Source organism: Saccharopolyspora hattusasensis (genome assembly GCF_050972075.1).
Taxonomy (GTDB): domain Bacteria; phylum Actinomycetota; class Actinomycetes; order Mycobacteriales; family Pseudonocardiaceae; genus Saccharopolyspora; species Saccharopolyspora hattusasensis.
In genome coordinates this window covers 6,010,622-6,036,695 of record NZ_JBPCDC010000001.1, presented here as the reverse complement: position 1 = coordinate 6,036,695, position 26,074 = coordinate 6,010,622, and the positions used below count along the sequence as shown (strand labels likewise).

The 26,074-nt window shown below is 68.6% G+C and carries 28 protein-coding genes and 1 pseudogene; 20 read left to right on the top strand and 9 right to left on the bottom strand.

Going from position 1 to position 26,074, the window contains the following annotated elements:
• Window positions 1-45: 45 nt before the first annotated feature.
• Window positions 46-933 carry a peptidoglycan recognition protein family protein gene (locus ACRXBZ_RS28935; RefSeq protein ID WP_433881754.1) on the bottom strand — a complete coding sequence of 296 codons (888 nt, stop codon included), beginning with the start codon at window positions 931-933 and terminating at the stop codon, window positions 46-48.
• Window positions 934-1,095: 162 nt separating this feature from the next.
• Window positions 1,096-1,305, bottom strand: coding sequence for a hypothetical protein (locus tag ACRXBZ_RS28930; protein ID WP_433881753.1), 210 nt, complete (start codon window positions 1,303-1,305; stop codon window positions 1,096-1,098).
• Between the two features lie 132 nt (window positions 1,306-1,437).
• Here ACRXBZ_RS28930 and ACRXBZ_RS28925 point away from each other — a divergent pair, with 132 nt between their 5' ends.
• The 8 genes from ACRXBZ_RS28925 (at window position 1,438) to ACRXBZ_RS28890 (ending at window position 8,580) form a co-directional block, all read left to right on the top strand.
• Window positions 1,438-1,578: a hypothetical protein gene (locus ACRXBZ_RS28925; protein ID WP_433881752.1), complete on the top strand. Its 141-nt coding sequence runs from the start codon at window positions 1,438-1,440 to the stop codon at window positions 1,576-1,578.
• 166 nt (window positions 1,579-1,744) lie between these two features.
• Window positions 1,745-2,959, top strand: a complete 1,215-nt coding sequence (locus ACRXBZ_RS28920; protein WP_210435004.1) for a PucR family transcriptional regulator — start codon at window positions 1,745-1,747, stop codon at window positions 2,957-2,959.
• A 196-nt stretch (window positions 2,960-3,155) separates the two neighbouring features.
• On the top strand, window positions 3,156-4,076 hold the full coding sequence (locus tag ACRXBZ_RS28915) for an ACP S-malonyltransferase (protein WP_433881751.1): 921 nt from the start codon (window positions 3,156-3,158) through the stop codon (window positions 4,074-4,076).
• Window positions 4,073-5,053: a beta-ketoacyl-ACP synthase III gene (locus ACRXBZ_RS28910; RefSeq protein ID WP_433881750.1), complete on the top strand. Its 981-nt coding sequence runs from the start codon at window positions 4,073-4,075 to the stop codon at window positions 5,051-5,053. Before ACRXBZ_RS28915 ends, ACRXBZ_RS28910 begins: the two co-directional genes overlap by 4 nt.
• Before the next feature lie 68 nt (window positions 5,054-5,121).
• Window positions 5,122-5,361, top strand: a complete 240-nt coding sequence (locus ACRXBZ_RS28905; RefSeq protein WP_168587123.1) for an acyl carrier protein — start codon at window positions 5,122-5,124, stop codon at window positions 5,359-5,361.
• Window positions 5,358-6,602, top strand: coding sequence for a beta-ketoacyl-[acyl-carrier-protein] synthase family protein (locus ACRXBZ_RS28900; RefSeq protein ID WP_433881749.1), 1,245 nt, complete (start codon window positions 5,358-5,360; stop codon window positions 6,600-6,602). Before ACRXBZ_RS28905 ends, ACRXBZ_RS28900 begins: the two co-directional genes overlap by 4 nt.
• Before the next feature lie 151 nt (window positions 6,603-6,753).
• Window positions 6,754-8,190 carry an acyl-CoA carboxylase subunit beta gene (locus tag ACRXBZ_RS28895; protein WP_433881748.1) on the top strand — a complete coding sequence of 479 codons (1,437 nt, stop codon included), beginning with the start codon at window positions 6,754-6,756 and terminating at the stop codon, window positions 8,188-8,190.
• 252 nt (window positions 8,191-8,442) lie between these two features.
• The gene (locus tag ACRXBZ_RS28890) at window positions 8,443-8,580 is read left to right on the top strand and encodes a hypothetical protein (protein WP_433881747.1); all 138 of its coding nucleotides are present in this window, start codon (window positions 8,443-8,445) and stop codon (window positions 8,578-8,580) included.
• A 286-nt stretch (window positions 8,581-8,866) separates the two neighbouring features.
• Here ACRXBZ_RS28890 and ACRXBZ_RS28885 read toward each other — a convergent pair whose 3' ends face one another.
• Together ACRXBZ_RS28885 and ACRXBZ_RS28880 are read right to left on the bottom strand one after the other, a co-directional pair.
• Window positions 8,867-9,439 carry a hypothetical protein gene (locus ACRXBZ_RS28885; RefSeq protein WP_433881746.1) on the bottom strand — a complete coding sequence of 191 codons (573 nt, stop codon included), beginning with the start codon at window positions 9,437-9,439 and terminating at the stop codon, window positions 8,867-8,869.
• Window positions 9,440-9,518: 79 nt separating this feature from the next.
• A complete protein-coding gene (locus tag ACRXBZ_RS28880; protein ID WP_433883999.1) occupies window positions 9,519-9,995 on the bottom strand; it encodes a DUF3145 domain-containing protein in 477 nt (158 codons plus the stop codon).
• 429 nt (window positions 9,996-10,424) lie between these two features.
• Between ACRXBZ_RS28880 and ACRXBZ_RS28875 the strand changes: the two genes are divergently transcribed.
• Window positions 10,425-11,678 carry a hypothetical protein gene (locus ACRXBZ_RS28875; RefSeq protein ID WP_433881745.1) on the top strand — a complete coding sequence of 418 codons (1,254 nt, stop codon included), beginning with the start codon at window positions 10,425-10,427 and terminating at the stop codon, window positions 11,676-11,678.
• Between the two features lie 178 nt (window positions 11,679-11,856).
• Window positions 11,857-13,167: an IS701 family transposase gene (locus ACRXBZ_RS28870; RefSeq protein ID WP_433877961.1), complete on the top strand. Its 1,311-nt coding sequence runs from the start codon at window positions 11,857-11,859 to the stop codon at window positions 13,165-13,167.
• 53 nt (window positions 13,168-13,220) lie between these two features.
• Here the strand turns inward: ACRXBZ_RS28870 and ACRXBZ_RS28865 are convergent, their stop codons facing one another.
• The 3 genes from ACRXBZ_RS28865 to ACRXBZ_RS28855 form a co-directional block, all read right to left on the bottom strand.
• Window positions 13,221-13,904, bottom strand: a complete 684-nt coding sequence (locus ACRXBZ_RS28865) for a hypothetical protein (RefSeq protein WP_433881744.1) — start codon at window positions 13,902-13,904, stop codon at window positions 13,221-13,223.
• A gap of 109 nt (window positions 13,905-14,013) precedes the next feature.
• Complete coding sequence (locus ACRXBZ_RS28860) at window positions 14,014-15,042, bottom strand: hypothetical protein (protein ID WP_433881743.1); 1,029 nt, start codon at window positions 15,040-15,042, stop codon at window positions 14,014-14,016.
• Window positions 15,039-15,581 carry a SigE family RNA polymerase sigma factor gene (locus ACRXBZ_RS28855; RefSeq protein ID WP_433881742.1) on the bottom strand — a complete coding sequence of 181 codons (543 nt, stop codon included), beginning with the start codon at window positions 15,579-15,581 and terminating at the stop codon, window positions 15,039-15,041. Before ACRXBZ_RS28855 ends, ACRXBZ_RS28860 begins: the two co-directional genes overlap by 4 nt.
• Window positions 15,582-16,052: 471 nt before the next feature.
• Between ACRXBZ_RS28855 and ACRXBZ_RS28850 the strand changes: the two genes are divergently transcribed.
• From ACRXBZ_RS28850 to ACRXBZ_RS28830, 5 genes are all read left to right on the top strand, one after another.
• Window positions 16,053-16,877, top strand: coding sequence for an LLM class F420-dependent oxidoreductase (locus ACRXBZ_RS28850; RefSeq protein ID WP_433881741.1), 825 nt, complete (start codon window positions 16,053-16,055; stop codon window positions 16,875-16,877).
• A gap of 219 nt (window positions 16,878-17,096) precedes the next feature.
• Entirely contained in the window at window positions 17,097-19,241 is a 2,145-nt protein-coding gene (locus tag ACRXBZ_RS28845; RefSeq protein WP_433881740.1) for a carbon starvation CstA family protein, read from the top strand.
• Window positions 19,238-19,447 carry a YbdD/YjiX family protein gene (locus tag ACRXBZ_RS28840; protein ID WP_190817709.1) on the top strand — a complete coding sequence of 70 codons (210 nt, stop codon included), beginning with the start codon at window positions 19,238-19,240 and terminating at the stop codon, window positions 19,445-19,447. Before ACRXBZ_RS28845 ends, ACRXBZ_RS28840 begins: the two co-directional genes overlap by 4 nt.
• A gap of 227 nt (window positions 19,448-19,674) precedes the next feature.
• The gene (locus ACRXBZ_RS28835; RefSeq protein WP_433881739.1) at window positions 19,675-20,100 is read left to right on the top strand and encodes a helix-turn-helix domain-containing protein; all 426 of its coding nucleotides are present in this window, start codon (window positions 19,675-19,677) and stop codon (window positions 20,098-20,100) included.
• Complete coding sequence (locus tag ACRXBZ_RS28830) at window positions 20,058-20,642, top strand: DUF397 domain-containing protein (protein ID WP_433881738.1); 585 nt, start codon at window positions 20,058-20,060, stop codon at window positions 20,640-20,642. Before ACRXBZ_RS28835 ends, ACRXBZ_RS28830 begins: the two co-directional genes overlap by 43 nt.
• Here the strand turns inward: ACRXBZ_RS28830 and ACRXBZ_RS28825 are convergent.
• Window positions 20,539-21,174, bottom strand: coding sequence for a transposase family protein (locus ACRXBZ_RS28825; protein WP_433881673.1), 636 nt, complete (start codon window positions 21,172-21,174; stop codon window positions 20,539-20,541). The genes ACRXBZ_RS28830 and ACRXBZ_RS28825 overlap by 104 nt on opposite strands.
• 657 nt (window positions 21,175-21,831) lie before the next feature.
• Here ACRXBZ_RS28825 and ACRXBZ_RS28820 point away from each other — a divergent pair.
• Entirely contained in the window at window positions 21,832-22,809 is a 978-nt protein-coding gene (locus tag ACRXBZ_RS28820) for a DUF262 domain-containing protein (RefSeq protein WP_433881737.1), read from the top strand.
• Here ACRXBZ_RS28820 and ACRXBZ_RS28815 read toward each other — a convergent pair.
• Window positions 22,801-23,445 carry a hypothetical protein gene (locus tag ACRXBZ_RS28815; protein ID WP_433881736.1) on the bottom strand — a complete coding sequence of 215 codons (645 nt, stop codon included), beginning with the start codon at window positions 23,443-23,445 and terminating at the stop codon, window positions 22,801-22,803. The two genes, ACRXBZ_RS28820 and ACRXBZ_RS28815, sit on opposite strands and share 9 nt — an antisense overlap.
• A gap of 86 nt (window positions 23,446-23,531) precedes the next feature.
• Here ACRXBZ_RS28815 and ACRXBZ_RS28810 point away from each other — a divergent pair.
• The 4 genes and pseudogenes from ACRXBZ_RS28810 to ACRXBZ_RS28795 all read left to right on the top strand — a co-directional run.
• Window positions 23,532-23,867 (top strand): annotated as a pseudogene (locus tag ACRXBZ_RS28810) (FAD-dependent monooxygenase); the annotation flags it as partial.
• A 140-nt stretch (window positions 23,868-24,007) separates the two neighbouring features.
• On the top strand, window positions 24,008-24,142 hold the full coding sequence (locus ACRXBZ_RS28805) for a hypothetical protein (protein WP_433884162.1): 135 nt from the start codon (window positions 24,008-24,010) through the stop codon (window positions 24,140-24,142).
• A gap of 55 nt (window positions 24,143-24,197) precedes the next feature.
• Complete coding sequence (locus tag ACRXBZ_RS28800) at window positions 24,198-24,896, top strand: class I SAM-dependent DNA methyltransferase (RefSeq protein ID WP_433883998.1); 699 nt, start codon at window positions 24,198-24,200, stop codon at window positions 24,894-24,896.
• 231 nt (window positions 24,897-25,127) lie between these two features.
• Window positions 25,128-25,949: an LLM class F420-dependent oxidoreductase gene (locus tag ACRXBZ_RS28795; protein ID WP_433881735.1), complete on the top strand. Its 822-nt coding sequence runs from the start codon at window positions 25,128-25,130 to the stop codon at window positions 25,947-25,949.
• Window positions 25,950-26,074: the final 125 nt, after the last annotated feature.

Here is a 26,074-nt window from a genome sequence, read left to right as displayed (position 1 = left end):
TAACACCCAAACCCATTCACGGGTCTTCTGAAGCAGCGCTGGCTCCTACGACTGGGAGCGTTGGGCGTACTGCTCGGGGGTGAGCTGGCGGGCTAGCTGAATGCGGACCAGTTCCGCCAGCAGCGGCGCTGCCTGGTCCGGCGGCAGGGCCTGGAACGCCGCCTTGATCGCGTCCACGTTGGGGCCCGGCCCCTGCGCGGGAACAGCCGGCTGCTGCTTCGCCACCACCTGGTTGACCAGGTCGACGAGCATCGCGACGATCGTGCGCGGGCCGACCTCGGTCTGCCAGCCCTGGATCTCGCCCTTCGGCCCGCAGGGGCCGAGCAGTTCGTGTTCCAGGCGCCGCAGAATCGCGTCCTGCTCCGGAGTCATCACGTCCTCCTGGTTCTTTTTCCCGAGTTCGGCACGGAACCGGTCCATGTCCACGTGACCGGGGTCGATCTTGCCGGTGACGCTGGTCTCCTTGTGGCCGCGCGCGGCGTCCGTCGGGCGCCCGAGGTGGTTGAGCACCGCGGTGGTCGCCTTCAGCGCCGCCCGGTACTGCTCCGGGCTGGGCCCCTGGTTCACGCCCTGGTAGTCCCATTCGAACCCGACGTAAAGGGTGTTTCCGTCGCCCTCCGGGTTCGGCCCGGAGGCCTTCGCCTTCCCTGCGTGGTTGGCCCGCCCGGCGGCGATCAGGTGCACGACGCCGTCGAAGCCGATCACCGCGTGGCACAGCGGTCCCCCCAGGTCGGGTCGGCCGTCGATGCACAACTGCACGCTCGGCGCGGGGTTCTCGTAGGACGCTGGGGTCGCGGTGTGGTGCTCCAGCACGCCTACCGGTGCGGGCTGCGGTCCCGACGTCGCGGTCCGGTCCCGCCAACCGTCGGTCTCGACCACGGTCAACCCGGCCGCGCGCAACACGTCCGCTAGCCAGACGAGAGGCAAAGCCACTTCTGATCACTCTCCCGGCTTGATCCGTTCACTCATGGTGTCGTGATCGCACGCGCGCGACCACGGCCAAGTGCGTGAAAAAAGGGCGGGACCCACCCAACGGGTGAGTCCCAACCACCAGTCGGTACGACACGCGATCACGCGTGACCGCCCACACCGGCGTCACCCGTCTCGGGCCTCGCGCCGTTCTTGCTTGCCCTTCGAGTCGGCGGCGAACGGGGCCTCGGCGCTGTTCAGCCGCCGGCTCCAGCGCTGCCGCATCGGCCGGATCAGACCGCCACCGACCCCGGCGACGAGGAATATGGCCAGTTTCGGGACGAACGTCTCGACCGCGGCCCGGGCCCCGGCCAGTCCCTGTTGGAGGGCTCTCACTTTTCCTCCTCGACAAAACAGAAGCGAATTCGCGTGCGCCGGAGATCGTTTCGGGCGAATGGATTAACGGCAACCGCGACAGGCTCGCCGAAAGAGTGATTTTTTCCCTCGTTTGGGTATCTGAGCGAGGACATGGCCACCGCCACCGCTTTCCTCGCGAACGCGTCGCTTCCCGAGGCCGATAAGGTCAAGGTCAGCCACCACGGTGCCGCGATTTCGGCAGGGTACGCATTGAGCGTTTCCAACTTCTTGCATTGCGGTGCGGATAGCTGAAACCCAGCGGCGGTGCAAACCGAGAGGGTGGGCCAAGTCGGCTACGCCGCTTGCGGCAGCCCGTGTCGAACTGCCGATCCGCTGGAGCTCCGGTGCGCTGTGAGCCTGCCCGCACAGGACGGCCGCTGCCCGCCGGGACTGATCGGCGGCGTGCGATTCTGAGGGCATGAGTACCGAACGCGCAGGTGAGCGGGATACCGGTACGCAGCGGCAGGTCTCCGCGGCCACCCTTCGCCGACTGGAACGGGGCACCGGCGGACTGGCCAGCGCCAGCGTCAGCGAGATGGAACAACGCCTCCCGTGGTTCCGGCGGCTGCCCGCCGACCAGCGGGCGAGCGTGCTGCTGGTCACCCAGACCGGGGCCAATAACTTCGTTGCGTGGCTGCAGGACCCGACCGAGGCGATCCGGCTGACCGCCGAAGCGTTCCGCACCGCGCCCCGGGACCTGTCCAGGTGGGTCAGCCTGCGGCAGACCCTGGAGCTGGTCCGGGTCGCCATCGACGTGTTCGAGCGGCAACTGCCCGAACTGGCGGCCGAGGTGCCCGACCGCACCCTCCTGACCGAATCGATCCTGCGCTACACGCGGGAGATCTCGTTCGCGGCAGCCACCTCATACGCCGCTGCGGCGGAGGCCCGCGGTGCGTGGGACGCGCGGCTGGAAGCGCTCGTCGTCGACGGCATCGTTCGCGGCGACGCCGAGGAGTCGCTGCTCTCCCGCGCCGCCGCGCTCGGCTGGGAGCCGTCGTCGGAGGCGACCGTGCTAGTCGGCAACGCACCGTCGGACGACCCGCCGACCATCATCTACCAGGTGCGCAGCCGGGCGGCGCGGCTCGGCTGCCCGGTGCTGCTCGGCGTGCAGGGCACCCGGCTCGTGGTGGTCTTCGGCGGGCCGGGCGACGCGCGCACCAACGATGAGGCGGCCAAGCGGCTGTCCGAAGCTTTCGACGAAGGCCCCGTCGTGGCCGGGCCGACCGTGCCGAGCCTCGCCGAGGCGCACCGGTCAGCCGGCGATGCGATGTCCGCGCTGCGGGCCGTGGTGGCGTGGCCGACCGCGCCGCGCCCGGTGCCGTCCGGCGACCTGCTGCCGGAACGTGCGCTGGCCGGCGACCCGGAGGCTGAACGGCAGCTGGTCGAGCGGATCGTGCTGCCGCTGGTGGACGCCGGCGGCGCGCTGATGGAGACCGTCGACACCTACCTGGAGGTCGGCGGTGTGCTGGAGAACTGCGCGCGGCAGCTCTACGTGCACCCGAACACCGTGCGGTACCGGCTGCGCAGAGTGGCGGAACTCACCGGCCACACGCCGTCCAACGCCCGCGACGCCCACGTCCTCCGGGTCGGCCTCGCGGTGGGTCGGCTCGCCAAGTCCCGCGGCCTGTGGTGACCGCACCGATCACCCGCCGCAGCAGGCATTTACCGATGTTCACGGTTCAGTCACCAACCGGGCACGGCCGACAACGATTCGGGGCCGGGCAGCGCCTGGTCACCCGCTCGCTTGTAGACACTCCACAATTTTGCGGTCCGGACTTCGTCACTCCCGTCATCACGTCGATCACCCCCGGACGTGTTCAGTAGCAAGAGTGATCGCGCTTCTAGCCCCCGGACAGGGGTCGCAGACCCCAGGGATGCTCAACCCGTGGCTCGAGCTGGATGGTGCCGCCGAACGCGTCGGCGCCTGGTCCGAGCTGACCGGCCTCGACCTGCACCGCCTCGGCACCACCGCCGACGCGGACGAGATCAAGGACACCGCGGTCACCCAGCCGCTGGTGGTGGCGCTGTCGCTGATCGCCGCCGACGAACTGCGCCGCCGGGTGACGATCCCGGACGGCACCCCGGTCGCCGGACACTCCGTCGGTGAGCTGGCCGCCGCCGCCATCGCGGGCGCCCTGGCCTTCGACGACGCCGTTTCGCTGGCCGCCGTGCGCGGCCGCGAGATGGCTGCCGCCTGCGCGCTGGAGCCGACCGGCATGGCCGCCGTGCTCGGCGGCGAGGCGGACGACGTGATCGCCCACCTCGAACAGCTCGGCCTGGACCCGGCCAACCGCAACGGCGCCGGCCAGATCGTGGCCGCCGGGCGGGTGCCCGCGCTCGAACAGCTCGCCGCCGAACCGCCGGTCGGTGCCCGAGTGCGCCCGCTGCCGGTGGCCGGTGCCTTCCACACCCGCTTCATGGCTCCCGCTCGGGAGACCCTGGCCCAGCACGCGGAGAAGGTGACCGCGACCGACGCCGCCCTGCCGCTGCTGTCCAACGCCGACGGCGCGGTCGTCACGGACGCCGCCGAGATCGTGCAGCGGCTCGTCTCCCAAGTCATCAGCCCGGTGCGCTGGGACACCTGCATGGCGGCGCTGGCCGAACACGGTGTCGAGGCGGTCGTGGAATTCCCGCCCGCCGGCGCTCTCAGCGGCCTGGTGCGCCGCGAGCTCAAGGGCGTCAAGACCGTCGCCCTGAAGACCCCTGCCGACCTGGATAAGGTCGCCGACCTGCTCGGGAGCGACGCGTGACGCGACCCCGCATTGCCCAGAACCCCATCCCGGCCGGCACCAAGCTGCTCGGCTTCGGCAGCACGCAGGGCAACCGGATCGTCACCAACGACGACCTGGCCAAGATCGTCGACACCAACGACGAGTGGATCCGGCAGCGCGTCGGCATCATCCACCGGCGGCTCGGCGACGACGACCAGACGGTGGTCGGCATGGCCGTCGAGGCCGGCGCGAAGGCGGTCGCCGACGCGGGCCTGACACCGTCCGATGTGGACCAGGTGATCGTCGCCACCTGCACCATGCAGGGCGGGATCCCGAACGCCGCGGCCCAGGTCGCCGACCAGATCGGCATCAAGGCCAAGAGCGCCTACGACCTCAACGCCGCCTGCGCCGGGTTCGTCTACGCGCTGTCCACCGCCTCGGACGCGGTGCGCGCCGGTTCGGCCCGCAACGTGCTGGTGATCGGCTCCGAGCGGTTCCAGGAATGGCTGGACTGGGAGGACCGCGGGAACTGCATCATCTTCGCCGACGGCGCCGGTGCCACGGTGGTCGGTCCGGCCGAGGAGCCGGAGCTCGGCCCGGGCGTGCTAGGCAGCGCCGGCGACCTGGCGGACACCATCTACCTGCGCGACGGCAAGTACATCTACCAGGAGGGCCAGGCGGTCTTCCGGTGGGCGACCACGCAGATCGCCCCGGTGGCCGTTCGCGCGGTCGAGGCGGCCGGCCTGCAGATGTCCGATGTGGACGTGCTGGTGCCGCACCAGGCGAACCTGCGGATCATCGAGGCCATCGCCAAGAAGCTGCAGTCCCAGGGTGCCCGTGACGACCTCGTGCTCGCGCGTGACATCGTCTACTCCGGCAACACGTCGTCGGCGTCCATCCCGCTGGCCATCGACCACATGCGGGCCGCGGGGGAGATCCCCAGCGGTGCCGTGATGCTGCTCGTGGGCTTCGGCGCCGGGCTGTCCTACTCGGCCCAGGTCGCAATCTGCCCCTGAGCCACCCGAAAGCTGCCGCGGGTCACCGAGCCGCGGTGCGGAACGCAAGAACCAGGAAGGAACTACCCGTGTCGAACGAGGAAATCAGCACCGGTCTCGCCGCCATCGTCGAAGAGGTCGCCGGTGTCGACGCCGCCGACGTGACCATCGACAAGTCCTTCGTCGACGACCTGGACATCGACTCGCTGTCCATGGTGGAGATCGCCGTGCAGGCGGAGGACAAGTTCGGGGTCAAGATCCCGGACGACGAGCTGGCCAACCTCAAGACCGTCGGTGATGCGGTTGACTACATCACCAAGAACGCATGACAGCGGATGTCGTGATCACCGGGCTGGGCGCGACGACACCGCTGGGCGGTGACGTCGCGTCCACCTGGGACGGAATCGTCAACGGAGCCTCCGGCGTTCGCCGACTGGAAGCCGAGTGGGTGGACCGGCTCGAACTCCCGGCCAAGATCGGCGCCCCGGTGGCGGTGGACCCGAGCGAGGTGCTGCCCCGCGTTCAGCTGCGGCGGATGGACCGCTGCGAGGCGATGGCCGTGATCGCCGCCCGCGAGGCATGGGCCGACGCCGGTTTCGAGCTGCCCACCGACGACAACGAGCCGGTCGACCCGGACCGGCTGGGCGTGTCGCTGGGCACCGGCATCGGCGGACCGATCACGCTGCTGCAGCAGAACGACCTGCTGCAGCAGAGCGGGCTGCGCAAGGTTTCGCCGCTGACCGTGCCGATGCTGATGCCCAACGGCCCGGCCGCGATGGTCAGCCTGGACGTGCGGGCCCGCGCCGGAGTGCACTCCCCCGCGTCGGCCTGCGCCTCGGGCGCCGAGGGCCTGGCCAAGGGCTTCGACATGATCCAGCAGGGGCATGCGGACGTGGTGGTGGCCGGTGGCGCGGAGGCCTGCATCCACCCGATCACCATCGCCGGTTTCGCCCAGGCCCGGACCCTGAGCACCCGCAACGACGACCCGGAGCGCGCCTCGCGCCCGTTCGACGTCGACCGCGACGGGTTCGTGATGGGCGAGGGCGCCGGCGTGGTCATCCTGGAGAGCGCGGAGCACGCCAAGGCGCGCGGCGCTCGGATCTACGGCCGGCTGGCAGGCGTGGGCATCACCTCCGACGCCTACCACATCACCGGTAGTCCGCCGGACGGTCGGGGCCAGGTCGCCGCGATGCGCAAGGCGATGCAGACCGCGGGCCTGCAGCCTTCGGACATCGGGCACGTCAACGCGCACGCGACGTCCACTGCGGTCGGCGACGTGGGCGAGGCGAACTCGGTGCGCAAGGCGATCGGCGACCGCGCGGTGGTCACCGCGCCGAAGGGATCGCTGGGCCACCTGGTCGGCGGGGCCGGTGCGGTGGAGAGCATCATCACGATCCTCTCGCTGCAGCACGGCATCATCCCGGCCACCCGGAACCTGGAAACGATCGACCCGAAGGTCGAGCTCGACGTGGTGGCCGACAAGCCGCGGCACGTCGAGCAGACCGCAGCGATCAACAACGCCTTCGGCTTCGGTGGGCACAACGTCGCGCTCGCCTTCGCCAGGGCATGACCGTTCCCCGTAAAGGACGGGCTGAGCCGTTGCTCAGCCCGTCCTTTCGCGCTCTGCGGTACGACGAAACCGCAGGCAGTCGGTCGCCCGTCGGCGAAGCCGAATCTCGTCGCCCGGCGGCCGTACCAACACCGACTTCCCGGAGGATCCGATGACCGCAGTGGCCAGCCGGCCGGAGAGCGTGCAGCAGCAGCGGGATCCGCGTGATCCCGAGGTGCGGCTGGATCAGCTGCTCGATCCGGAGTCGATCGAGCCGCTGCACCCGCGTGACAGCAGCGGGATGTTCGCGGTGCGCGGCCGTGTCGATGGCACGAAGGTGGTCGTCTACTGCAGCGATGCCACCAAGATGGGTGGCGCGCTGGGTGCCGAGGGCTGCGGGCACATCGTGGACGCCATCGACGTGGCGGTGCGGGAGCGCTGCCCGGTGATCGGCGTGTGGCATTCCGGCGGCGCCCGCATCCCCGAGGGGGTGGAGTCGCTGGATGGCATGGGCCGGATGTTCGCGGCGATGATCCGCGCGTCCGGTCGGGTGCCGCAGATCTCGGTGGTGGTGGGCCCGGCCGCCGGTGGCGCCGCGTACGGCCCGGCGCTGACGGATGTGGTCATCATGTCCCCGGCCGGGCGCGTGTTCGTCACCGGACCGGATGTCGTCCGCAGCGTGACCGGCGAGCAGATCGACCAGGAGGGTCTGGGCGGTATCTCCGCGCATGGCGCGAAGTCCGGCGTGGTGCACGTGGTCGCCGACGACGAGACCGACGCGTACGTGCGGGCACGGCGGCTGACGGGGTTGTTCGCGAGGCCGGGCATGTTCGACCTGCATTCCGTGCAGGGCGCCGACGATCTGCGTGCGCTGCTGCCGGACCGCCCGCAGCGTGCCTATGACGTCAAGCCGGTGATCCGCGGCATCCTCGACGCCCGCGCCGACGGCGGTGCGGACTTCGAGGAGTTGCAGGCCAAGTGGGCTGCGAACATCGTGGTCGGCCTCGGTCGGCTCGGCGGCCGCGCCATCGGTGTGATCGCGAACAATCCGCTGCGCAAGGGTGGTTGCCTGGACTCGCTGTCGGCGGAGAAGGCCGCCCGGTTCGTGCGGATGTGCGACTCGTTCGGCGTGCCGCTGCTGGTGCTCGTCGACGTGCCCGGTTATCTGCCCGGGGTCGGCCAGGAATGGGGCGGAGTGGTGCGGCGCGGCGCGAAGCTGTTGCACGCCTTCGGTGAAGCCGTGGTGCCGCGGGTGACGCTGGTGACCCGCAAGTCTTACGGTGGCGCGTACATCGCGATGAACGCCCGCTCGCTGGGCGCGACCACCGTGTTCGCCTGGCCGGAGGCCGAGGTCGCGGTGATGGGGGCCAAGGCCGCGGTCGGCATCCTGCACCGCAAGACGCTGGCCGCCGCGCCCGAGGGGGAGCGCGAGGCGTTGCAGGCCAAGCTCACCGAGGAGCACGAGCGGGTCGCCGGCGGGGTGGTCCGGGCGATGTCGATCGGCGTGGTCGACGAGGTAATCGACCCGAAGACCACCCGCCGCCGGGTCGCCGAAGCACTGGCCGCTGCCCCCGCAGGCCGCGGTTGGCACGGCAACATCCCGCTGTGACCGGCTGCGGCTCGTGAGTGACAAATCCGGTTCTTACCGGAACGAACACTCACGACCCCTGACCGGTAAGGCCGCCCCGCACCGAGAGGCGGCACTCCTGAAGGACCGGGTTGTTGGTTTGGTCCGGCATGGGCGTTGCTTACGCTCCGGCGAATGCGACAGCCGAAACCAAGTTCGTCGCGTCGCTAGCCGCGCGCGGGGCGCGCCAATTGCCAACGAACAGCGGGCCCGGTTGGGGCCACGTTCGGGTGTGTGCGCCTGGAGTGGAACAAGACCCTCGAAGAACGCCACCGTACCTACCATGACGAAGGCCGCCGGATCTCGTACAAAGGAAACCGACGCGGCCTTGACGCGGTGGAAGAAGACCGAGGAACTGGCGTTCCTCGGTGAGGTGTCGAGCGTGCCGTTGCAGCAGACGCTTCGGCACCAGCACACCGCGCCTTTGAGAACTTCTTCGCCGGGCGTGCGCGGTATCCCCGGTTCAAGTCCCGCAACGGGCGCCAGTCAGCGCATTACACTCGCTCGGCGTTCCGGATGCGCGAGGGACAACTGTTCCTCGCCGAACAGGCCACGCCACTGCGGTTCGTGTGCTCCTGGGACGCCGGCACGTTCGCCGCGCTGGATCCCACGATGGTCGTGGTCTCCCGTGACGCGGACGGTCGTTGGTACGTAACAGTCAATGGTTGCAGTAGTCGAGCAGGGCGCTGTTGGGCAGTTTGCTGGTGTCCAGCCGGAAGCTCCTGCCCGCATCGTCCAACACCAGCGGGTACACCACGTTCCAGGCCACGCACGTCGCCTGGAGCTGCGGTGGCGCGTCTTCCAGGGCCTGCTCGCTCATGAAGGTCAGCATCACCAGCAGCGAGCCGTCCGCTCCCTGGTCGATCCGGTGCACCGTCCAGCCGAAGTCGCGAGTGGTCCCGTAGTTGTCGAACCACTTGTCCTTGGGCAGCTCCTGCCACTTCTCCGGGACCACTGTGGACTTCCACCGGTCGTAGTTCCGCTCGTTGATGGAGCTGAAGTGGCTGTCCAGCAGGGACCGCACGCCCGGCAGATCGGGGCTCGCCGCGGCATCTGGGGTGTAGACAATGCCGATCGGGGACTTGACCCACCCGGTCAACTGCGAGGCCTGGGAGTTCTGCTGAGCGAGGGTGCGCGGGTAGACGTTTTCGGCCAGCAGCACCCCACCGCCCGCCGCACCGAGCAGCACGACGACCGCCAGCGGAAGACCCCATTTGAACCAGGAACGCACGGTCTCAGCCTTTCACACCGAGATCGCTCGCGAGCGGTGGTTCCGGCAAGAACCGGAAATCATCCTCGCGAACCGCGCGTCAGCCCACCCGGTGCAGCCAGGTCACCGGAGCGCCGTCGCCGGCGCGGCGGAACGGTTCGAGGGCGTCGTCCCAGGCGGCACCGAGCAGCTGGTCCACGCGGTGGCCGAAGGCCTCGGGACCCTTGGCGTTGGCCGCGAGCGTCCGCAGCTGGTCCTCGCTGACCATGATGTCGCCGTTGGCGCTGGTGCAGGCCCGCCACAGGCCCAGCCCGGGCGCATGGCAGAACCGCTGCCCGTCGACCCCGGGACTGGGGTCTTCGGTGACTTCGAAGCGCAGCATCGGCCACGCGCGCAGCGCGGTGACCAAGCGCGCTCCGGTACCCGGTTCGCCCGTCCAGTTGCACTCCGCGCGGAGTTGCCCTGGGGCTGCCGGTTGTGCCGTCCAGCGGAGTTCTGTCCGAATGCCGAGTGCGCCAGAGATCGCCCACTCGACGTGCGGGCAGACCGCAGACGGCGACGAGTGGACGTAGACCACACCAGATGTGCGGCCACGGTCGCTGCCACGGGTGCTCACTGCTGACCTCCGCTGTTCGACGAGGGACGTCTTCCCCTACGACCTCGCGTACTTGGCGATCAACAGGTGCGGCGCCATTCTGCATTGCGGATGGAGCGGTCCGCCACCAGAACGTCGTCATCCGTCTCGCGTCCGCGAGCGACCTGCACCGCTCGGCCCGGCCCGGCACCGACTGCGCCGAATAGCGGTAATCGCAGATCCGAGGCGTTGCCACGGGCTTTCCGGGTCGCTCGAAAGCACCAGTGCACGACAGGCCGGAGAGTGGTGGACACCACTCGATCGGACGAAAGTCGGAACTCGCGACAATACTTGGTCCCCCCGACTAACGTCTCAGCTCGAACAGCGGGTGATCGTCGGGCCCGCGATGTCCGCCGGATCTTGGAGGTCGTCATGCGACTGGTGCGGCTCGGTGCGGAACCGTCCCAGGTCGGCGCCGACATCCGGGCGGCCATCTCCGCATGGGGCACCGGTTGCTCGGTGCTCGGCGGGGTCGCCGCCTTCGGCTGCCGCCCGCCCGGTAGCCCGCGCCCGCTAGACGCGGTGATCGTGCTGCCCCGCGGGGTGGTCGTGGTGCTCGGGCTCGATCTCCCCGAGCCCGCACTGAAGGTCGACGCGCCGCTGCAAACCCCGTGGAGGGTCGACGGCTGGCCGCTGGTGCGCACCGAGGGCGCGGTCAACCCCGGGCTGGAGGGGCTCGAATCGGCGGCCGCGCTGGCGCGCAGCCTGCAGTCGCGCGGGCTGGAACCGTTGCCGGTGGCCGCGATCGTGGTGGTCGGCCCGTACGCCGGTCAGGTCACGCAGCCCACCACCGACCTGCACCGCGGGGTGCGGGTGGTTTCGCCGAACACGACCAGCATCCTCGCCGCCGCCCGCGAGCTGGCCACCTACGAACACCCCTGCCCCGTTGAACCCGCCCAGCGGCTGTTGCGAGTGCTCGACGAGAACTGCGAGCTCGGCCTCGCCGAGCTGGCTGGCGAGGGCTTCCCGGAATCCGGGGCCGTGGATCTGGCCACAGCGGACACCATGCTGATCCCGAAGTACACCGGCCAGCCAGCGGCAGCGGCGGCACGGCGATTCGCCCCGCGCGACAGGCTGATCGCGGTAGCGGCGGCGGCGCTGGTGCCGCTCTGCGTCGTCATCGGGATGTGGTTCTCGCTCGGCAAACCCACCGCTAGCCCGCCGCCGCGGACCCCGCCTATCCAGCGGGCCGACGGCGTCGAGTTCGCGCAGATGGTGACCGCTCGCGACGCCTCGTGCGCCCAGCACTCGTTCGGCGATGTGCAGCGCTGGTTCGAGCAGCGGCCGTGCCGGAGCCTGACCCGCGCGGTGTTCGACACCCAGGTTTCGAGTCGGCCGGCCGCCGTATCGGTGGTCATCGTCGAACTGCCCGACCAAGGGGCGGCCAGCGAGCTGCGGGAACTCGCCGATGCCGCGGGCACCGGTGGCGTCACGGATCTGATCGCCGAGGGCTCCGGCTGGCCGGACGGCCCCGACGGGTTCGACAACGCGGCGCAGGCCGTGCAGCAGAACGGGAACCAGGTGCGGATCGTGCAAACCGTGTGGCGGCACCGATCCTCCAGCCCGGACGACGTGGGACTCCGCGCGCTGGCCGAACGCGGCCTCCGCCTGACGCCCCAGCCCTGACGCACCGCTCTCCCCGCTCCGGGTGGGTTGCAATTTCAATGGAAATCGGACCTTCTGAGGTTTCGCAGTTTTGGTGGTGACACGATCGGTTGATCTTGGTGTCGGGTGGGGTGGCGGGGCCGGAGATAGCGGAAGCATCGGCGTGCTACTAACCGCCCGCTGATGGGGAGATTCGCCGATGCTTCCTGCTGGAACCGTACTCGCGTCCTTACTGTCTGTGCTGGAGGGGGTGCGGTTGGTGTTCACCGCGCCGACGTTCATCACGTTCACGCAGCTGGTGACGGGGCTTTTGGCGGCCACGGGCCCGCGGACGGTGACCGGGATGTGGGGCGCGGCGGGGCTGGCGGGGGTGTCGCATCACGCGCGGGCGCACCGGTTTTTCTCCGATGCCCGCTGGAGTCCGGACGCCCTGGGGCTGGCGCTGGCCCGGCTGGTGGTGGCCCGTCTCGTCGATGACGGCCGGCCGTTGCGGGTCGGCATCGACGACACACTGTTCCACCGCTACGGTTCCAAGACCCACGGGGTGTTCTGGCAGCACGACGGCTCGGCCAAAGGCCGTGACGGTATCGGCCGCGGTAACTGTTTCGTGGTCGCCGGGCTGATCGTGACACTGCCGTTCATGGCACGCCAGGTGTGCCTGCCGGTGCTGTTTCGCTTGTACATCCCCAAGAACAAGTCCGGGATCTCCAAACCCGATCTCGCGCGGGAACTGGTAGGGCTTGTGGCGGCAGCGTTTCCCGGACGCCAGATCGACGTCGTCGTCGATGCCGCCTACCGTGGCCCGGCCTGGCGCACCCCGTTCCCGGCCAAGGTCACCTTCACCACCCGCCTGGCCTCCAACGCCGTGCTGTACGGCCCGCGCCCGCCGCGCACCGGCCGGCGCGGGCGCCCCCGGCTCAAAGGCGACCGGCTGGGTACCCCCGCGGACCTGGCCGCTACCGCCACCTGGCGGCGCACCCGGGTGCGCCGCTACGGCAGTACCGACACCGTGCTGATCGCGGTGATCCCGTGTCTGTGGTGGGGATCGCTGTACACCACCCCGGTGGTCGTGGTGCTGGTCAAAACCCCCGACTCCACCAAGCCCTACGACATCGCTGTGGTCTCCACCGACACCACCGCCACCGGCGAAGCCCTCATCGCCCGCTACGCCGACCGCTGGTCGATCGAGCAAACGATCAAGGACTGTAAAACCCTCCTCGGCACCGGTGAGACCGCCAACCGGGTACCCGCCGCCGTGCAGCGCAGCGTGCCCTTCACCATGCTGGGCCTGACCATCCTTATCCTCTGGTACGCCCAGCACGGCAACGCCGTGACCGACCTGGCCATCGCCCACGCCGGCCGACCCTGGTACCGCCGCAAGACCCACATCAGCATCGACGACATGCTCATCGCCTTCCGCCGAGCCCGAATAACAACGATCAGCGCAGGTCACAACACACCTGATCAAAACCCGACCAGTCCCCCGACCAGCACCCCCACCGCCGCATAACCGCGAAACCTCAGGACCTTCGATTTCAATGGAAATTGCGGCGGGTTGCGCGGTCATGACTGCCTGGGTTCGCGAACTTCGTTCGGTTTTGGCTGTTCGGGGATCCGGGACGAGCCGCCCCGGGCCGGCGCGCGGTCCGCGGAGAGGATCTTCGGGGCCTTGGTCAGATAGGGATTTCCCAGCCGGGCGAGGAACAACGCCGGTGCGAACAGCGGGACGACGGCCGACAGCGCTGCCGCCGTCACGCCCGCGCGCAACACGTCGCGCGGCAGCAACGTGGTCCGGCGGTCGACGAAGCGGTCGCTGGTCAGCGCCGCCAGCCACAGCACGAGCACGAACCCCGCCATGGTCGCCACCGCCAGCAGTATCGCCGGTTGGTAGCCGAGCCGTTCCGCGCCGAGCATCACCGAGACCCAGCCGAGCAGCGCCGGCAGCTGGCCGCGCTCGGTGGTGGCCGCCCAAAGCAGTCCGCCCAGCAGCGCGAAACCGCCGCCGCTGCTCTGCCAGGTCTCGGTGAGGCGCTCGGCCCACTCGCCTCCGGTGAGCCCGAAGCGGGCGGCGAGCCGACCCAGCACGTCCAGCGCGGTCGGCCCGTCCTCCGGCACCAGGAACTGGCCGGCGATCCAGGCCAGCGTCCACAGCGACACCCCGAACGCGAGGACCTGCTGCCACCTCGGCCGGTCCAGCGCGGCCTGGTAGAGCCGCGCCAGTTCCCGTTGTAGCGCCTGCACGTCCACCCCTGTCCTCGGGTTCGGAAAGCCGCTGCCGATCGTCCGGGCCCGGCGGCGATCAGGTCCGGCATTGATCAAATCGAGGGCGTGTCCGCGCTGCGGAGCGTGATCGGCTTCAGAAGATCCCGGGCCCTTCCGCGCAAGCACCCTCGTCGGTGCAGGCCGGTGGGATTGGGCGGATCACCGAGCCGTCCACGAGCCACTGCCCCTTCCCCTTGGTGGACACCAGGAAGCGGCCGAGCGGGTCCGTGGACAGCCGTGCCTGGCCCGCGGCCAGCGGCGGGGTCCGGAACGGGACCCCGGCGCCGATCTTGCGCCCGCTGTCCGCCGCGAACGTGGCCACCCGAGCCTGCTCGCCGCCGCAGTCCACCGGTTGCAGCGCCGCGACGTCGCGTCCGGACCAGGCAATCGCCACCGGGCCGCAGGTGGCGTCCGGCACCGCATCGACGTGCCCGGCCAGCGAGGTCGCGTCCGGCGCGAGCAGCAGCACCAGGGCCTGGCTGCCCTGAAGCCCGGCCAGCACCGCGAGGCGGCCGTCATCGGCCAACGCCAGGTCGTCCACCCGCAGTTCCGGCGGGATCGCGATCCGCTGCTGCTGGCCGCCGCCGTGCACGACCACCACGGCGTTCCCGTCGAGGTAGGCGACGCGCCCGCCGCCCGCGGTCAGCAACCGCCCGTCGCCGATGTCGCCGGGCAGCACCCGCTGCCCGCCGCGCAGCAGCACCTCGACGATCCGGCGACCGTCCGATGTGGACACCGTGGTGTAGACCCGGTCGTGGTCGGTGGCCAGGACACCTGCGTCGGCCCCGTCGACGCGGGCGACCTCATGGTTCTCCCGACCGGACCGCAAGTCGAAGGAGGCGATCACACCGGGAGCGGGCGCGGCGAGGTAGCTGTCCGGCTGGACGCTGACCGGCTCGGGTTCCTGCTGGCGGGGAATGCCCAGCGAGACCACGACGAACGCGGCCGCCGCAACGGCCACCGCGCCGACCAGGGCGAGCAGCGGGCGGCGCGGCGACCTCCGCCCGCGCGTGGCCGCCAGCAACCGAGGCAACGCGTCCGGCTTGGGTTCCACGTCCTCGACCAGCCGGTGCAGCTGCGCTCGCAGCAGGTCCACGTCCCGTGTGCTGTTCCCGTCGTTCACACCCTCTCCCCCAGCAGATCCGACAGTCGCGAAACCCCACGCGAGCAGTACGACTTCACCGCGCCCTGGCTGCAGCCCATGATCTCTGCGGTGCGGGCCTCGCTGAGATCCGCGTAGTAGCGCAGCACCACGGCCTCCCGCTGCCGGCGCGGCAGCTTCGCCAGCGCTGCGGCCAGCACCGCACGGTCCACCCCGCGTTCCGTGTCGTCCGGCTGGCTGTCCTCGATGGCGAGCTTCGGCTGGTACTTCTTGGCGATCAACCGGCGCCGCAGCATGGACCGGGCCCGGTTGAGCACCGCCTGGCGCAGGAAGGCGAGTGCCTTGTCCGGATCGCGCAGCCGCGAGCGGGAGTCGAAGACCCGCACGTAGGCGTCCTGCACTATGTCCTCCGCAGAGGCGCGGTCGTCCACCAGCAGGATCGCGATGCGCAGCAGTTGCCGGTAGTGCTCCTGGTACAGGTCGGTCAGCTTGCTAGTCAGTTCATCCATTGCCGCCAGCCCGTCGCCCGGCCAGGCGGTCACGGGCAATGCGATCGACACCGTCACATATCTGCACGACGCCCAAGACCCCCTCCTTGGTTGTGGCTGGGTTTCACTCGTTATCAATTTGGCTGCGCCCAACGGCGGCGAAGTTTACCGGCGCACCGATCGATGATGATCTCCTGGCGGCTTCTGCGTACCCCGACCCAGATGGATCAGGCCCGGTCAGCCCCATGCACTTCCGCCCCGCGCGACTGGTATATGGGACCGCCTCCGGTGGGAAATCTTGCCGCCGGCCGTCCGCGGCGGTAGGTCTGTGGTGCTGACGCGGCGGGAGACTGCATTGGAAATAGCTTCGAACCTCGCCTTCGAAGCGCCGAAGGGGCTCGGCCCAACCTATCGGGGCTCTTGGCGAGGCCAGTCCCCAGCGCCGCGCATCGGACACGCACAACGCGGGGATTCCGGAGCCCAAGGTCCCGCCACCCGCACCGCCACGCAAACGAGTTCGGCGACAGCCTTCAGGAGGATGCGATGAAGTTCGGGATTTCCACGTTCATCACCGACGAGGGGATCGGCGCGGCGGATCTGGGCCGGGCCGTCGAGGAACGCGGGTTCGACTCGCTGTTCATCGCCGAGCACACGCACATCCCGGCCAGCCGGGAGTCGCCCTACCCGGCCGGCGGCGAGCTGCCCCGGATCTACTACCGCACGCTGGACCCGTTCGTCGCGCTAGCGGCGGTCGCCGCGGTCACGGAGGGGCTGTTGGTGGCCACCGGGATCGCGCTGGTCGTCGAGCGCGATCCGATTACCACTGCCAAGGAGGTCGCCAGCCTGGACCTGATCTCCGGCGGCCGGATGATCTTCGGCGTCGGGGCTGGCTGGAACCGCGAGGAGATGCGCAACCACGGCACCGACCCGGCGGCCCGCGGCGCGCTGATGGACGAGCGGATCCGGGCGATGCGGGAGATCTGGACCAAGGACGCGGCCGAGTTCCACGGCGAGCACGTCGACTTCGACCCGATCTACTCCTGGCCGAAGCCGGTGCAGCGGCCGCACCCGCCGATCTACGTCGGCGGGGAGAGCGAGCGGTCGTTCGCACGGGTCGCCGAGTACGGCGGCGGCTGGCTTCCGCGCGGCGGCACCGAAAACCTCGGAGAACTGGTGGCGAAGGTGCGCGACCGGGCGGGCTGGCGGGTGCCGGTCGCGGTCTACGCGGCGCCGCGCGATCCGGCGGTCCTGGAGTCCTACGCGGCGGCCGGGGTGGACCGCACGCTGTTCTACCTGCCGACCCGCCCGCGCGATGAATCCTCGCGCAGGCTGGACGAACTGGCCGAACTCGCCGAAAGCCTCGGCTGAACGGGCGGTCGCGAACCTCGCCGGACGCCGGTGACCGGAAGTCAGCCGTGTCTTACATCCTGGTTACTTCCGGGCAACGGGCTGGACATGCGGGGACATGCAAGTCGATCCTCGTGTCTGCTTTGCCAGTCGTATCCACACAGCACAACGGAGAAATGGGGTCTTGGGACGGTGGCTGAGATAACGGCACCGAGCACAGGGGCGGCTCGGAAGCGCAAGATGAGTCCCAAGGAAATCGCCATCTGGGTGCTGGTGGCGGTCGTCGGCGCAATTTCGTGGGGCGTCATCGCACTGGTCCGCGGCGAGGAGATCTCCGCGGCCTGGCTGGTGTTCGCGGCGCTCGCCTCGTACGCCATCGCCTACCGCTTCTACGCGCGGTTCATCACCTACAAGGTCCTGAAGGTCGACGACACGCGCGCGACGCCGGCGGAGCGGCTGAACAACGGCACCGACTTCCAGCCGACCGACCGCCGGGTCCTCTTCGGCCACCACTTCGCGGCGATCGCCGGGGCCGGCCCGCTGGTGGGCCCGGTGCTGGCCGCGCAGATGGGTTATCTGCCGGGCACCATCTGGATCATCATCGGCGTCATCTTCGCCGGCGCGGTGCAGGACATGGTGGTGCTGTTCCTCTCCACCCGCCGCAACGGCCGCAGCCTCGGACAGATGGCCCGCGAGGAGATTGGCCCGGTGGGCGGCATCGCGGCGCTGATCGCGGTGCTAGCGATCATGATCATCCTGCTGGCGGTGCTGGCGCTGGTCGTGGTCGGCGCGCTGAAGGGCTCCCCGTGGGGCACCTTCTCCATCGGCATGACGATCCCGATCGCCCTGTTCATGGGCTTCTACCTGCGCTACCTGCGTCCAGGCAAGATCGTCGAGACCTCGGTGATCGGCGTGGCGCTGCTGCTGCTGAGCATCGTCGCCGGCAGCTGGGTCGCGGACTCGTCGCTGGCCGGGTTGTTCACGCTCTCCGGCAACGAGCTGACCTTCGCGCTGGTCGCCTACGGCTTCATCGCCTCGGTGCTGCCGGTGTGGATGCTGCTGGCGCCACGCGACTACCTGAGCACCTTCATGAAGGTCGGCGTCATCGTGCTGCTCGCGGTTTCGATCCTGATCGCGATGCCGATGATGAAGACCGAGGCGATCACCGACTTCGCGCTCAACGGTCAGGGCCCGGTGTTCCCCGGCTCGCTGTTCCCGTTCGTGTTCATCACCATCGCCTGCGGTGCGCTGTCCGGCTTCCACGCGCTGGTGTCTTCGGGCACCACGCCGAAGATGCTGGAGAAGGAATCGCAGGTCCGGGTCGTCGGCTACGGCGCGATGCTGACCGAGTCATTCGTGGCGATCATGGCGCTGGCCGCGGCGTGCATCATCGATCCCGGCCTGTACTTCGCGATGAACATGCCATCCGCGGTGCTCGGCGACACGCTGCAGTCGGCGTCGCAAGCGGTCGCCGGGATCGGCTTCCAGATCACACCGGACCAGCTGGCGGCGGCCGCCGCAGCCGTGGACGAGCACACGCTGGTCGGCCGCAGCGGCGGCGCACCGACCCTGGCCGTCGGGCTTTCCGAGGTGTTCTCGCAGGTCATCGGCGGGGACGAGATGAAGGCGTTCTGGTACCACTTCGCGGTGATGTTCGAGGCGCTGTTCATCCTGACCACTGTGGACGCCGGTACCCGGGTGGGCCGGTTCATGCTGCAGGACACCGTGGGCAACGTCTGGAAGCGCTTCGGCGACGTCAGCTGGAAGCCGGGCAACTGGATCGCCAGCGCGGTGATCGTCGGCGCCTGGGGCTACTTCCTGTGGGCCGGGGTCAACGACCCGCTGGGCGGCATCAACCAGCTGTTCCCGCTGTTCGGCATCGCCAACCAGTTGCTGGCGGCGGTGGCCCTGGCGGTGGCCACGACGATCCTGATCAAGTCTGGCCGCGCGAAGTACGCGTGGGTGACGCTGGTGCCGCTGGCCTGGGATGCGGCGGTGACGCTGGTCGCGAGCTGGCAGAAGATCTTCTCCGCCGACCCGAAGATCGGCTTCTTCGCGCAGCGCACGGCCTACCAGGCGGCGCTGGACGCCGGGCAGACCAGCAAGGGCTCGGCGCACACCGTCGAGGAGATGCAGAAGGTCGTAGTCAACTCCACCGTGGACGGTGTGCTCAGCATCCTGTTCGCGCTGCTGATCGTGATCGTGCTGGTGGACGCGGTTCGGATCTGGATCAAGGTGCTGCGCACGAGCGCGCCGCTGCCGAGCACCGAGGCGCCGCACGTGGAGTCGAAGATCTGGGCCCCATCCGGGCTGATCCCGACGGTTGAGGAGAAGCAGACCCAGAAGGAGCTGGCGGCGGCCGGGAAGGCCGAGGCCAGCACATGACCGGCACGCCGATCCTGGCCAGGCTGCGCGGGTCCGCCCGCACGGCCTGGCAGATCGTGCGCGGCGTGGTGGGTGAGAACGCCTACGAGCGCTACCTCGACCACCACCGCCGAAACCACTCGGACGAAGAACCGCTGACGGAGCGGGAGTTCTGGCGCCGCCATGTGGACCGCCAAGACGCCACCCCAGGCTCCCGCTGCTGCTGAACCAGCGGCAACCACGGTGAGGGGCACCCGTGACCTGGTCATCCGGTCACAGGTGCCCCTCACTCATTTCGCGGGCGCTGATGACCGAGCCCACACCAAATGGCCTGAGATATGGCTACCCCAGCTGAAGGCACGCTGGGCTTCCTTCGCAGATGTCAGGCTCATGCAGAGACTGCGGTCGGTGCTGATGACCTCGAACAGCGTGCCCGGGACTGTGGAGGTTGACGGTGGCCCAGGACAACGGCCTCGCTAACGCGACCGTGCGAAGGTGGCAGCTCACAGAAACGCTTCGTCGGCTTCGCGAGGAAGCGGGACTGACACATGATCAAGTCATCGCCGAACTTCGCAAGGGACAAGGGAAATGGTCCCGCCCCAAACTGTCGCGCATCGAGAACCGCGAACAGGGCGTCAAGATCGCCGAGGTAGAGCAGTTGTTGGACGTTTACCAAGTGGCCGACCGCGATCTGCGAGCGTGGCTCGCCGATCTGGCCAGCACCGGGCACGAGCGGGGCTGGATAGTCGATCTCCGGAAAACCTGCCCGCGGACTTCCACGCCTTCCTCAACCTGGAAGTCGCCCTTGTCGCATCGCGGAGCTTCGAAACCCTCCTCGTGCCGGGGCTTCTCCAAACCGCCGACTACGCGCACGCCTTGATCCGTGGAGTCAACCAGGACATCTCCGAGGACGACGTCGAACGACGAGTCGCGGCTCGCCTCGCCCGGCAACAGATCCTTCGCAGAGCCGAACCGCCGAAGCTGCACGTGATTCTCGACGAAGCGCTGCTACATCGGCCCGTCGGCGTGCCACGGGTGATGCGCAATCAACTTCGCTTCCTCGCCGAGGCGGCAGAAGAACCCAACATCACGGTTCAGGTCTTGCCCAGGACGAAGATGATCGAGCAGGGTGCGTTACGTCCTGGAAACTGGCGCAAGAGCAGCTACTCCGGTGGTGGCGGCGTCGGCGGCGGCAACTGCGTCGAGGTTGCGTGGACAACGGACGGCCGGCTCGCTATCCGCGACAGCAAGGCCCCCAAAGTCGGTGTTCTGCTCTTCACTCGCACCCAGGCCGACTCCTTGATGCAAGGAGGGTTATTCACGCTGAGGCGAAGAAATGCAGGGCGACAACGGTGGAGATGGTTTTACGGAAGGTCTCGATGGGGCGCCGGTAGTCGGTGTGCAGGATGCGCCAGGTCTTGAAGTTAGCGATCACCTGCTCGATGACGTAGCGAATCCTGTTGATCTGCGTGTTGAATTCTTTCTCCCAGTCCAGCAATTCGCGGCATTCAGGTTTCTTGATCGGCGTGAGCATGTCGTTGCCAACGTATCCTTTGTCGCCTATCCAGTTGGCGGGCGTCAGTGTCAACAGCACGCCAGATTCACCGAGGCAGTACGAGTCGTGCCGGCTGCCATCAATCGGATCGGAGATCCACCTGAGCTGGCCGTCGACCGTACAGGCGATCTGCACGTTCATACCGGTGGTCTTGTGCTTGCCCGAGTACAACTCCGGGTGCGAGGACCAGGACCAGCAGGGCAGCAGCGTGCCGTCGACGATGTACTGCTGCCGGTCGTCCAACTCGTCGGCGGTGGGCACGAACCTCGCGAGCACCTGGTTGATCAGTGGCGTCACTGTGGTAACCGCACGACTGATGGACGGCTGGGAAACTCCGTAGGTTTCTGCGATTTCCGCTTGGACCCGATTGCGCCTCATATAGGTCAGCGCAACGACCACAGAGTTCCACAATCCTAGAATCGGTGGCCACGGCTGATTCTCTTGCCCGGTTTCCATCCTGATCAGCTCGCACAAGTCGGCGATCTGTGGCACGGTGAGGCCGGTGGTATGATACATACAGGTGGTCCGTTTTCTTGCGATTTTGAGTGTGGTAACCCAATTCTCGCATTAAACGGACCGCCGCTTATGTCAACACGCCGGTCGGCGACTGAATTTTGATGCGCCTGAATAATCCTCAAGGCCTCAAGAACAACAAGTTCGGTCAGGCCAGCTGACTGTGCACTGGGAGTGTCGGCGGCCAGTTCTGATGCCCACTCGCAGCCAATAAGCGGGGAGCTATCCAGACCGCGAATGTGATGATGAGTGACCGTGGGGATCATGGCCACCTGCGCTCCGCTTTCGCGCTCGCATTCGCTGCCGTCCTCCTTCGGGTCGGCCGTGCCCGCGACCAGCACTCCGCGGCATGCAACGTTGCGCTGAGCGTCTCCAAGCTTTGCGCGCGAATCGACTTCGAGCGACAACGCCACCACCACGTCGAAACCTACGGTTGCCACGCACTCCGGACGTGCGCTCCAGCCCCACCCCAAGACCGACGCCTCCCCGACCTCCTCCCCGACCGCGGAAGTTCGCAATGTTAGGGAAAATCGGGCATCCGGGTTGAGTTCCGCATGGCGGATCGACGGGCTCCTGTCGCTGTACGTCATGGGATCGGTACTATCCGGCGTCGTTCGTCGAAGCGCTTGGGGGCACCACGGCATGACGCTGTTCAAGAACACCACGTACTCGGACGACGACCTTGTCGGGCGGGTCGGTAAGGGCGAGATCGCGCTGCCAGACCTGCAACGCCCGTTCGTCTGGGATACCAGTAAGGTTCGCGACCTCTTCGACTCGCTGTACCGAGGCTTCCCGGTCGGCAGCCTGCACCTGTGGGAAGCCCGAGCCGAGCAGGAATCCCGTCAGATCGGCACGGATGCGAAGCAGTCCGGACCACGCTTGTTCGTGGTCGACGGCCAACAGCGCATCACATCCCTGTTCGCGGCCCTGACCGGCGTACCCGTGCTGTCCGACGACTTCGAGGATGTGCACATCCGGATCGCCTTCCGGCCCGCCGACGGGGCCTTCAGGGTGCACGACGCGACGGTGGAGAAGAATCCCGAGTTCATCCCCGACATCGCGGCGGGTTGGGCTGACGGCACCTATCGGGTTATCGACGACTTCCTCACCCGGCTCCAGGAACACCGCGAACTCGACAACATCGACCGGGACAAGCTGGCCAACGCCATCGGACAGCTGCACGCCATCCGGAACTACACCTTCCACGCTGTCGAACTGTCCAGCTCGGCCGATCCGGAAGAGGTTTCGGACATCTTCGTGCGGATCAACAGCAAGGGCACCCCGCTCAACCAGTCCGACTTCATCCTCACCCTGATGTCGGTGTACAAGGTGGTTACCGTCCGATCTGATGGCTCATTCGAGTTCGACGGCGAGGTCTACTCCAGCCTGGCCACGCTGACCGTCTTCGCCGGGTCCTCCCTGGACGGGCAGGACTTCTGGCAGCTGGAGACCGACAGCGGGATGGTCACTCTGCGCTGGGCACTCATCGAGCACCGACGGCAGCAGAAGAAGTCAGCGTGAACCACCGTCCAACGCCATGACGATGTACGCGGCGGTCTCTTCCAGGCGGGAGATGACCGCAGCGGCCTCCTCCGCGGATACCGGTTGCCGCCGATTTGGATCTGCCTGGTCCAAATCCGCCTGATGCACGATCTGGTTCCGTCGCTCCATGATCCGTTTGAGCCGAGCCTGCACTTCTTTGGCATCCACCTGATCGCCATGCGCATGAGCCCGCTTGGCCACCTCGGCCCAGAGCTTGACGTCGGAAACGTGCTTAAAGGCCTCCTGGATGTAGCGCGGGTTCTGGTACGACTCGTGCCCGAACTCCCGGTCCAGCATTTCCCCGAAGACCGCTTCGCGCGATTCCCCACCGTAGTGGATCCGGTCGAAGAGGTCGACGGGAACGCTCAGCTTGCGCAGCCCAGAGGGCTTCTGCCCATCCGGCTTCAGCAGCAGCGCCAAAGCCCGGTGGCGGATCTCCTCGAACACCCAGTGGTCGAGGGCAGCAACGGCCATCACCCAGGCCGAGCGATACAGGTCCGTCACGTCGAAGTCGTGGACGTCCTGCGCTTCCAAGCGACGCCCACCGTCCACCAGGCCCCGGGCGTACTTTAGGTTCTCGCACAAGCGCCGAAAGGCGTGCGTCGTCTCGTTCATCGAGGCCCCCAACCGCGTCTTCGAGGTCGGCGTTGTCGAAGCTCGCTGCGGCGGCGAAGCGGACTTCCGTGAACAGGCTGTCTGCGATGCACCTGCAGAGGATCGACTCCGTCGTGCTGGAACGGCGCAGCCAGGAGCATGTCCAGCACCGCGTGCCCGCCGGGGTGCTGGACCAGGGCACCGTGGACCTGCTCCGGGAGACCGGCGGCGGTGACCGGATGCTGCGCAAGGGCGACGTGCACGGCGGCGTGCACCTGCAGTTCGACGAGGAGCGCCTGCACATCCCGTTCCTGGAGCTCACCGGCCGGGCGATCACCGGGTACCGTCGGAAAGAAGTGGTGAAGGACCTCGGCGAGCGCCACCAGCGCGACAGCGGCCAGATGCTGTTCGCGCGTCTGCAGCAATGCCTCCCGACTGACGCGCGCACCACCTACGAGCGCACCGACCGGCGCCAAGGGCCTAAACCTCGCAGTGTCCGATGTGGACAGGATGACCGCCGTCGCCGACCACTACCGGACCGGCAGCGCCCCGGGTCCAGCACTTCTCCTGGTGGACGACGTCGATGGCACACCGCTTCGGTGGCCCGGCCGCGGCCTTCGACCGCCGCTTGCAACGCTCCCAGTCCGACTACCTCCGCACCTTCACCGCGGCAGCCACCACCTTCGCCGAGAACTACGCCGGCTTCCCCCTGCGCTGAACCGGCCGGTGGAAATGTGTTTCGCGGCGGGAGCACCGGCGGAATAATCGGTGCAATGGAGTTCAGGGGCTTCGACGCGCGGGGTTATCGCACCGTTGACGTGCGCACCGGGTACGGCGAGTGGGTCACCAACTACGAGCAGACCGTCGAGGACGTCATGGACCTCGCGCTGCTGGAACAGCTCCAGGAGCCGTCGTGGGCGGCCGTCACCCGGGCCGCCGACCTCGGCTGCGGGACCGGCCGGACCGGGCAGTGGCTGCGGGGCAAGGGAGTTCCGGCGATCGACGGGGTAGATCTCACCCCCGAGATGCTCGCCGTAGCGCAGCGCCGCGGCGCCCACGACCGGCTGGTGGAGGCCGACGTCGCGGCCACCGGCCTGGCGGACTCGGCCTACGACCTGGTGATCTCCTCGCTGATCGACGAGCACCTCGACGACCTGCACCCGCTGTACCGGGAGGCGTGGCGGCTGGCCGCGCCGAAGGCCGCGTTCGTCCTGGTGACGTTCCACCCGCACTTCATCATGACCTCGGGCATGCCCACCCACTACACCAACAGCGCCAGCGAATCGGTGGCCATCACCACCAACGTGCACCTCGTCAGCGACCACGTCGCGGCGGCGCTGGCGGCGGGCTGGCGACTGGCGGAGCTGCGCGAGGGCGTGATCGACGACGCGTGGGTCGCGGTGAAGCCGAAGTGGGAACGCTTCCGCAACCACCCGATCTCCGCCGCCTACGTCTGGCGCAAGGACGGCTGATCCTTCCGTGGCCTGTGAGTGCTTTTGGGCGCTAGGACACCGAAAAACACTCACCGGCCCTGGGCCCCGCCCCGCGGCCGGACCAGCGCTGCCCGGGCGGGCGTGATCGGAATGGCCGTCCTCACGGTCGTCGACGGCGGTCTGGCCGCAGTCATAAAGGCCCGCCGCCGGCAGTGACCCGGTCGGGCGACACCGGGAATGCCTGGCCGACCACCTCCGTTGGCCAGTGACATGACCGCAACCCTCGGCAAGCTCGGCATCTGGCGGATTTCCACGGCACTCGACCCCGAACTGGCGATCGAGGTCGAGAAGCTCGGATACGGCACGATCTGGATCGGCGGCTCGCCGCCCGCGGACCTGGCGCTGGCGGAACGGCTGCTGGACGCCACCGACTCGATCACGGTCGCCACCGGGATCGTGAACATCTGGAACTCCGCCCCGCAGGCCGTCGCCGCGTCGTACCAGCGGATCGTCGCGAAGCACCCGGACAGGTTTGTCCTCGGCATCGGCGCCGGGCACCGCGAGATTACGGACACCTACACCAGGCCGTACCAGGCGCTGGTCGACTACCTCGACCAGCTGGACGCCGCCGGGGTGCCGAAGACCGACCGGGTGCTCGCCGCGCTCGGCCCGAAGGTGCTCGAGCTCGCCGGCGACCGGGCCGCGGGAGCGCACCCGTACCTGACGGTTCCCGCGCACACGAGGCGGGCCAGGGAGATCCTGGGCGCCGCACCGCTGCTCGCCCCGGAGCAGAAGGTCGTGGTCGACACCGACCAGAACCGGGCCCGCGCCACCGGTCGCGCCTCGGTGGGCATGTACCTGAACCTAAACAACTACACCCGTAACCTGCGCCGCTTCGACTTCACCGACGACGACCTCGCGCCACCCGGCAGCGACCGCCTGATCGACGCAGTGGCCCTGCACGGCACCGCGGCCGAGATCGCCGAAGGCATCAACGCGCACCTGGATGCGGGCGCGAACCACGTGAGCATCCAAGCCCTCGGCGACGACCCGCTGCCGTCCTACCGCGCACTCGCCGAAGCGCTCCGCTGACTTCAGGACTCAACCCGGGACGCAAGCGGACTTCCCCCGCGATGCGCTCCGCGAGGACGAAGTCCTCGTCGCGCAACGCCGAGACGGAACCATCGAAGGACTGTCGTTGTGGCTGACCTTGCAGT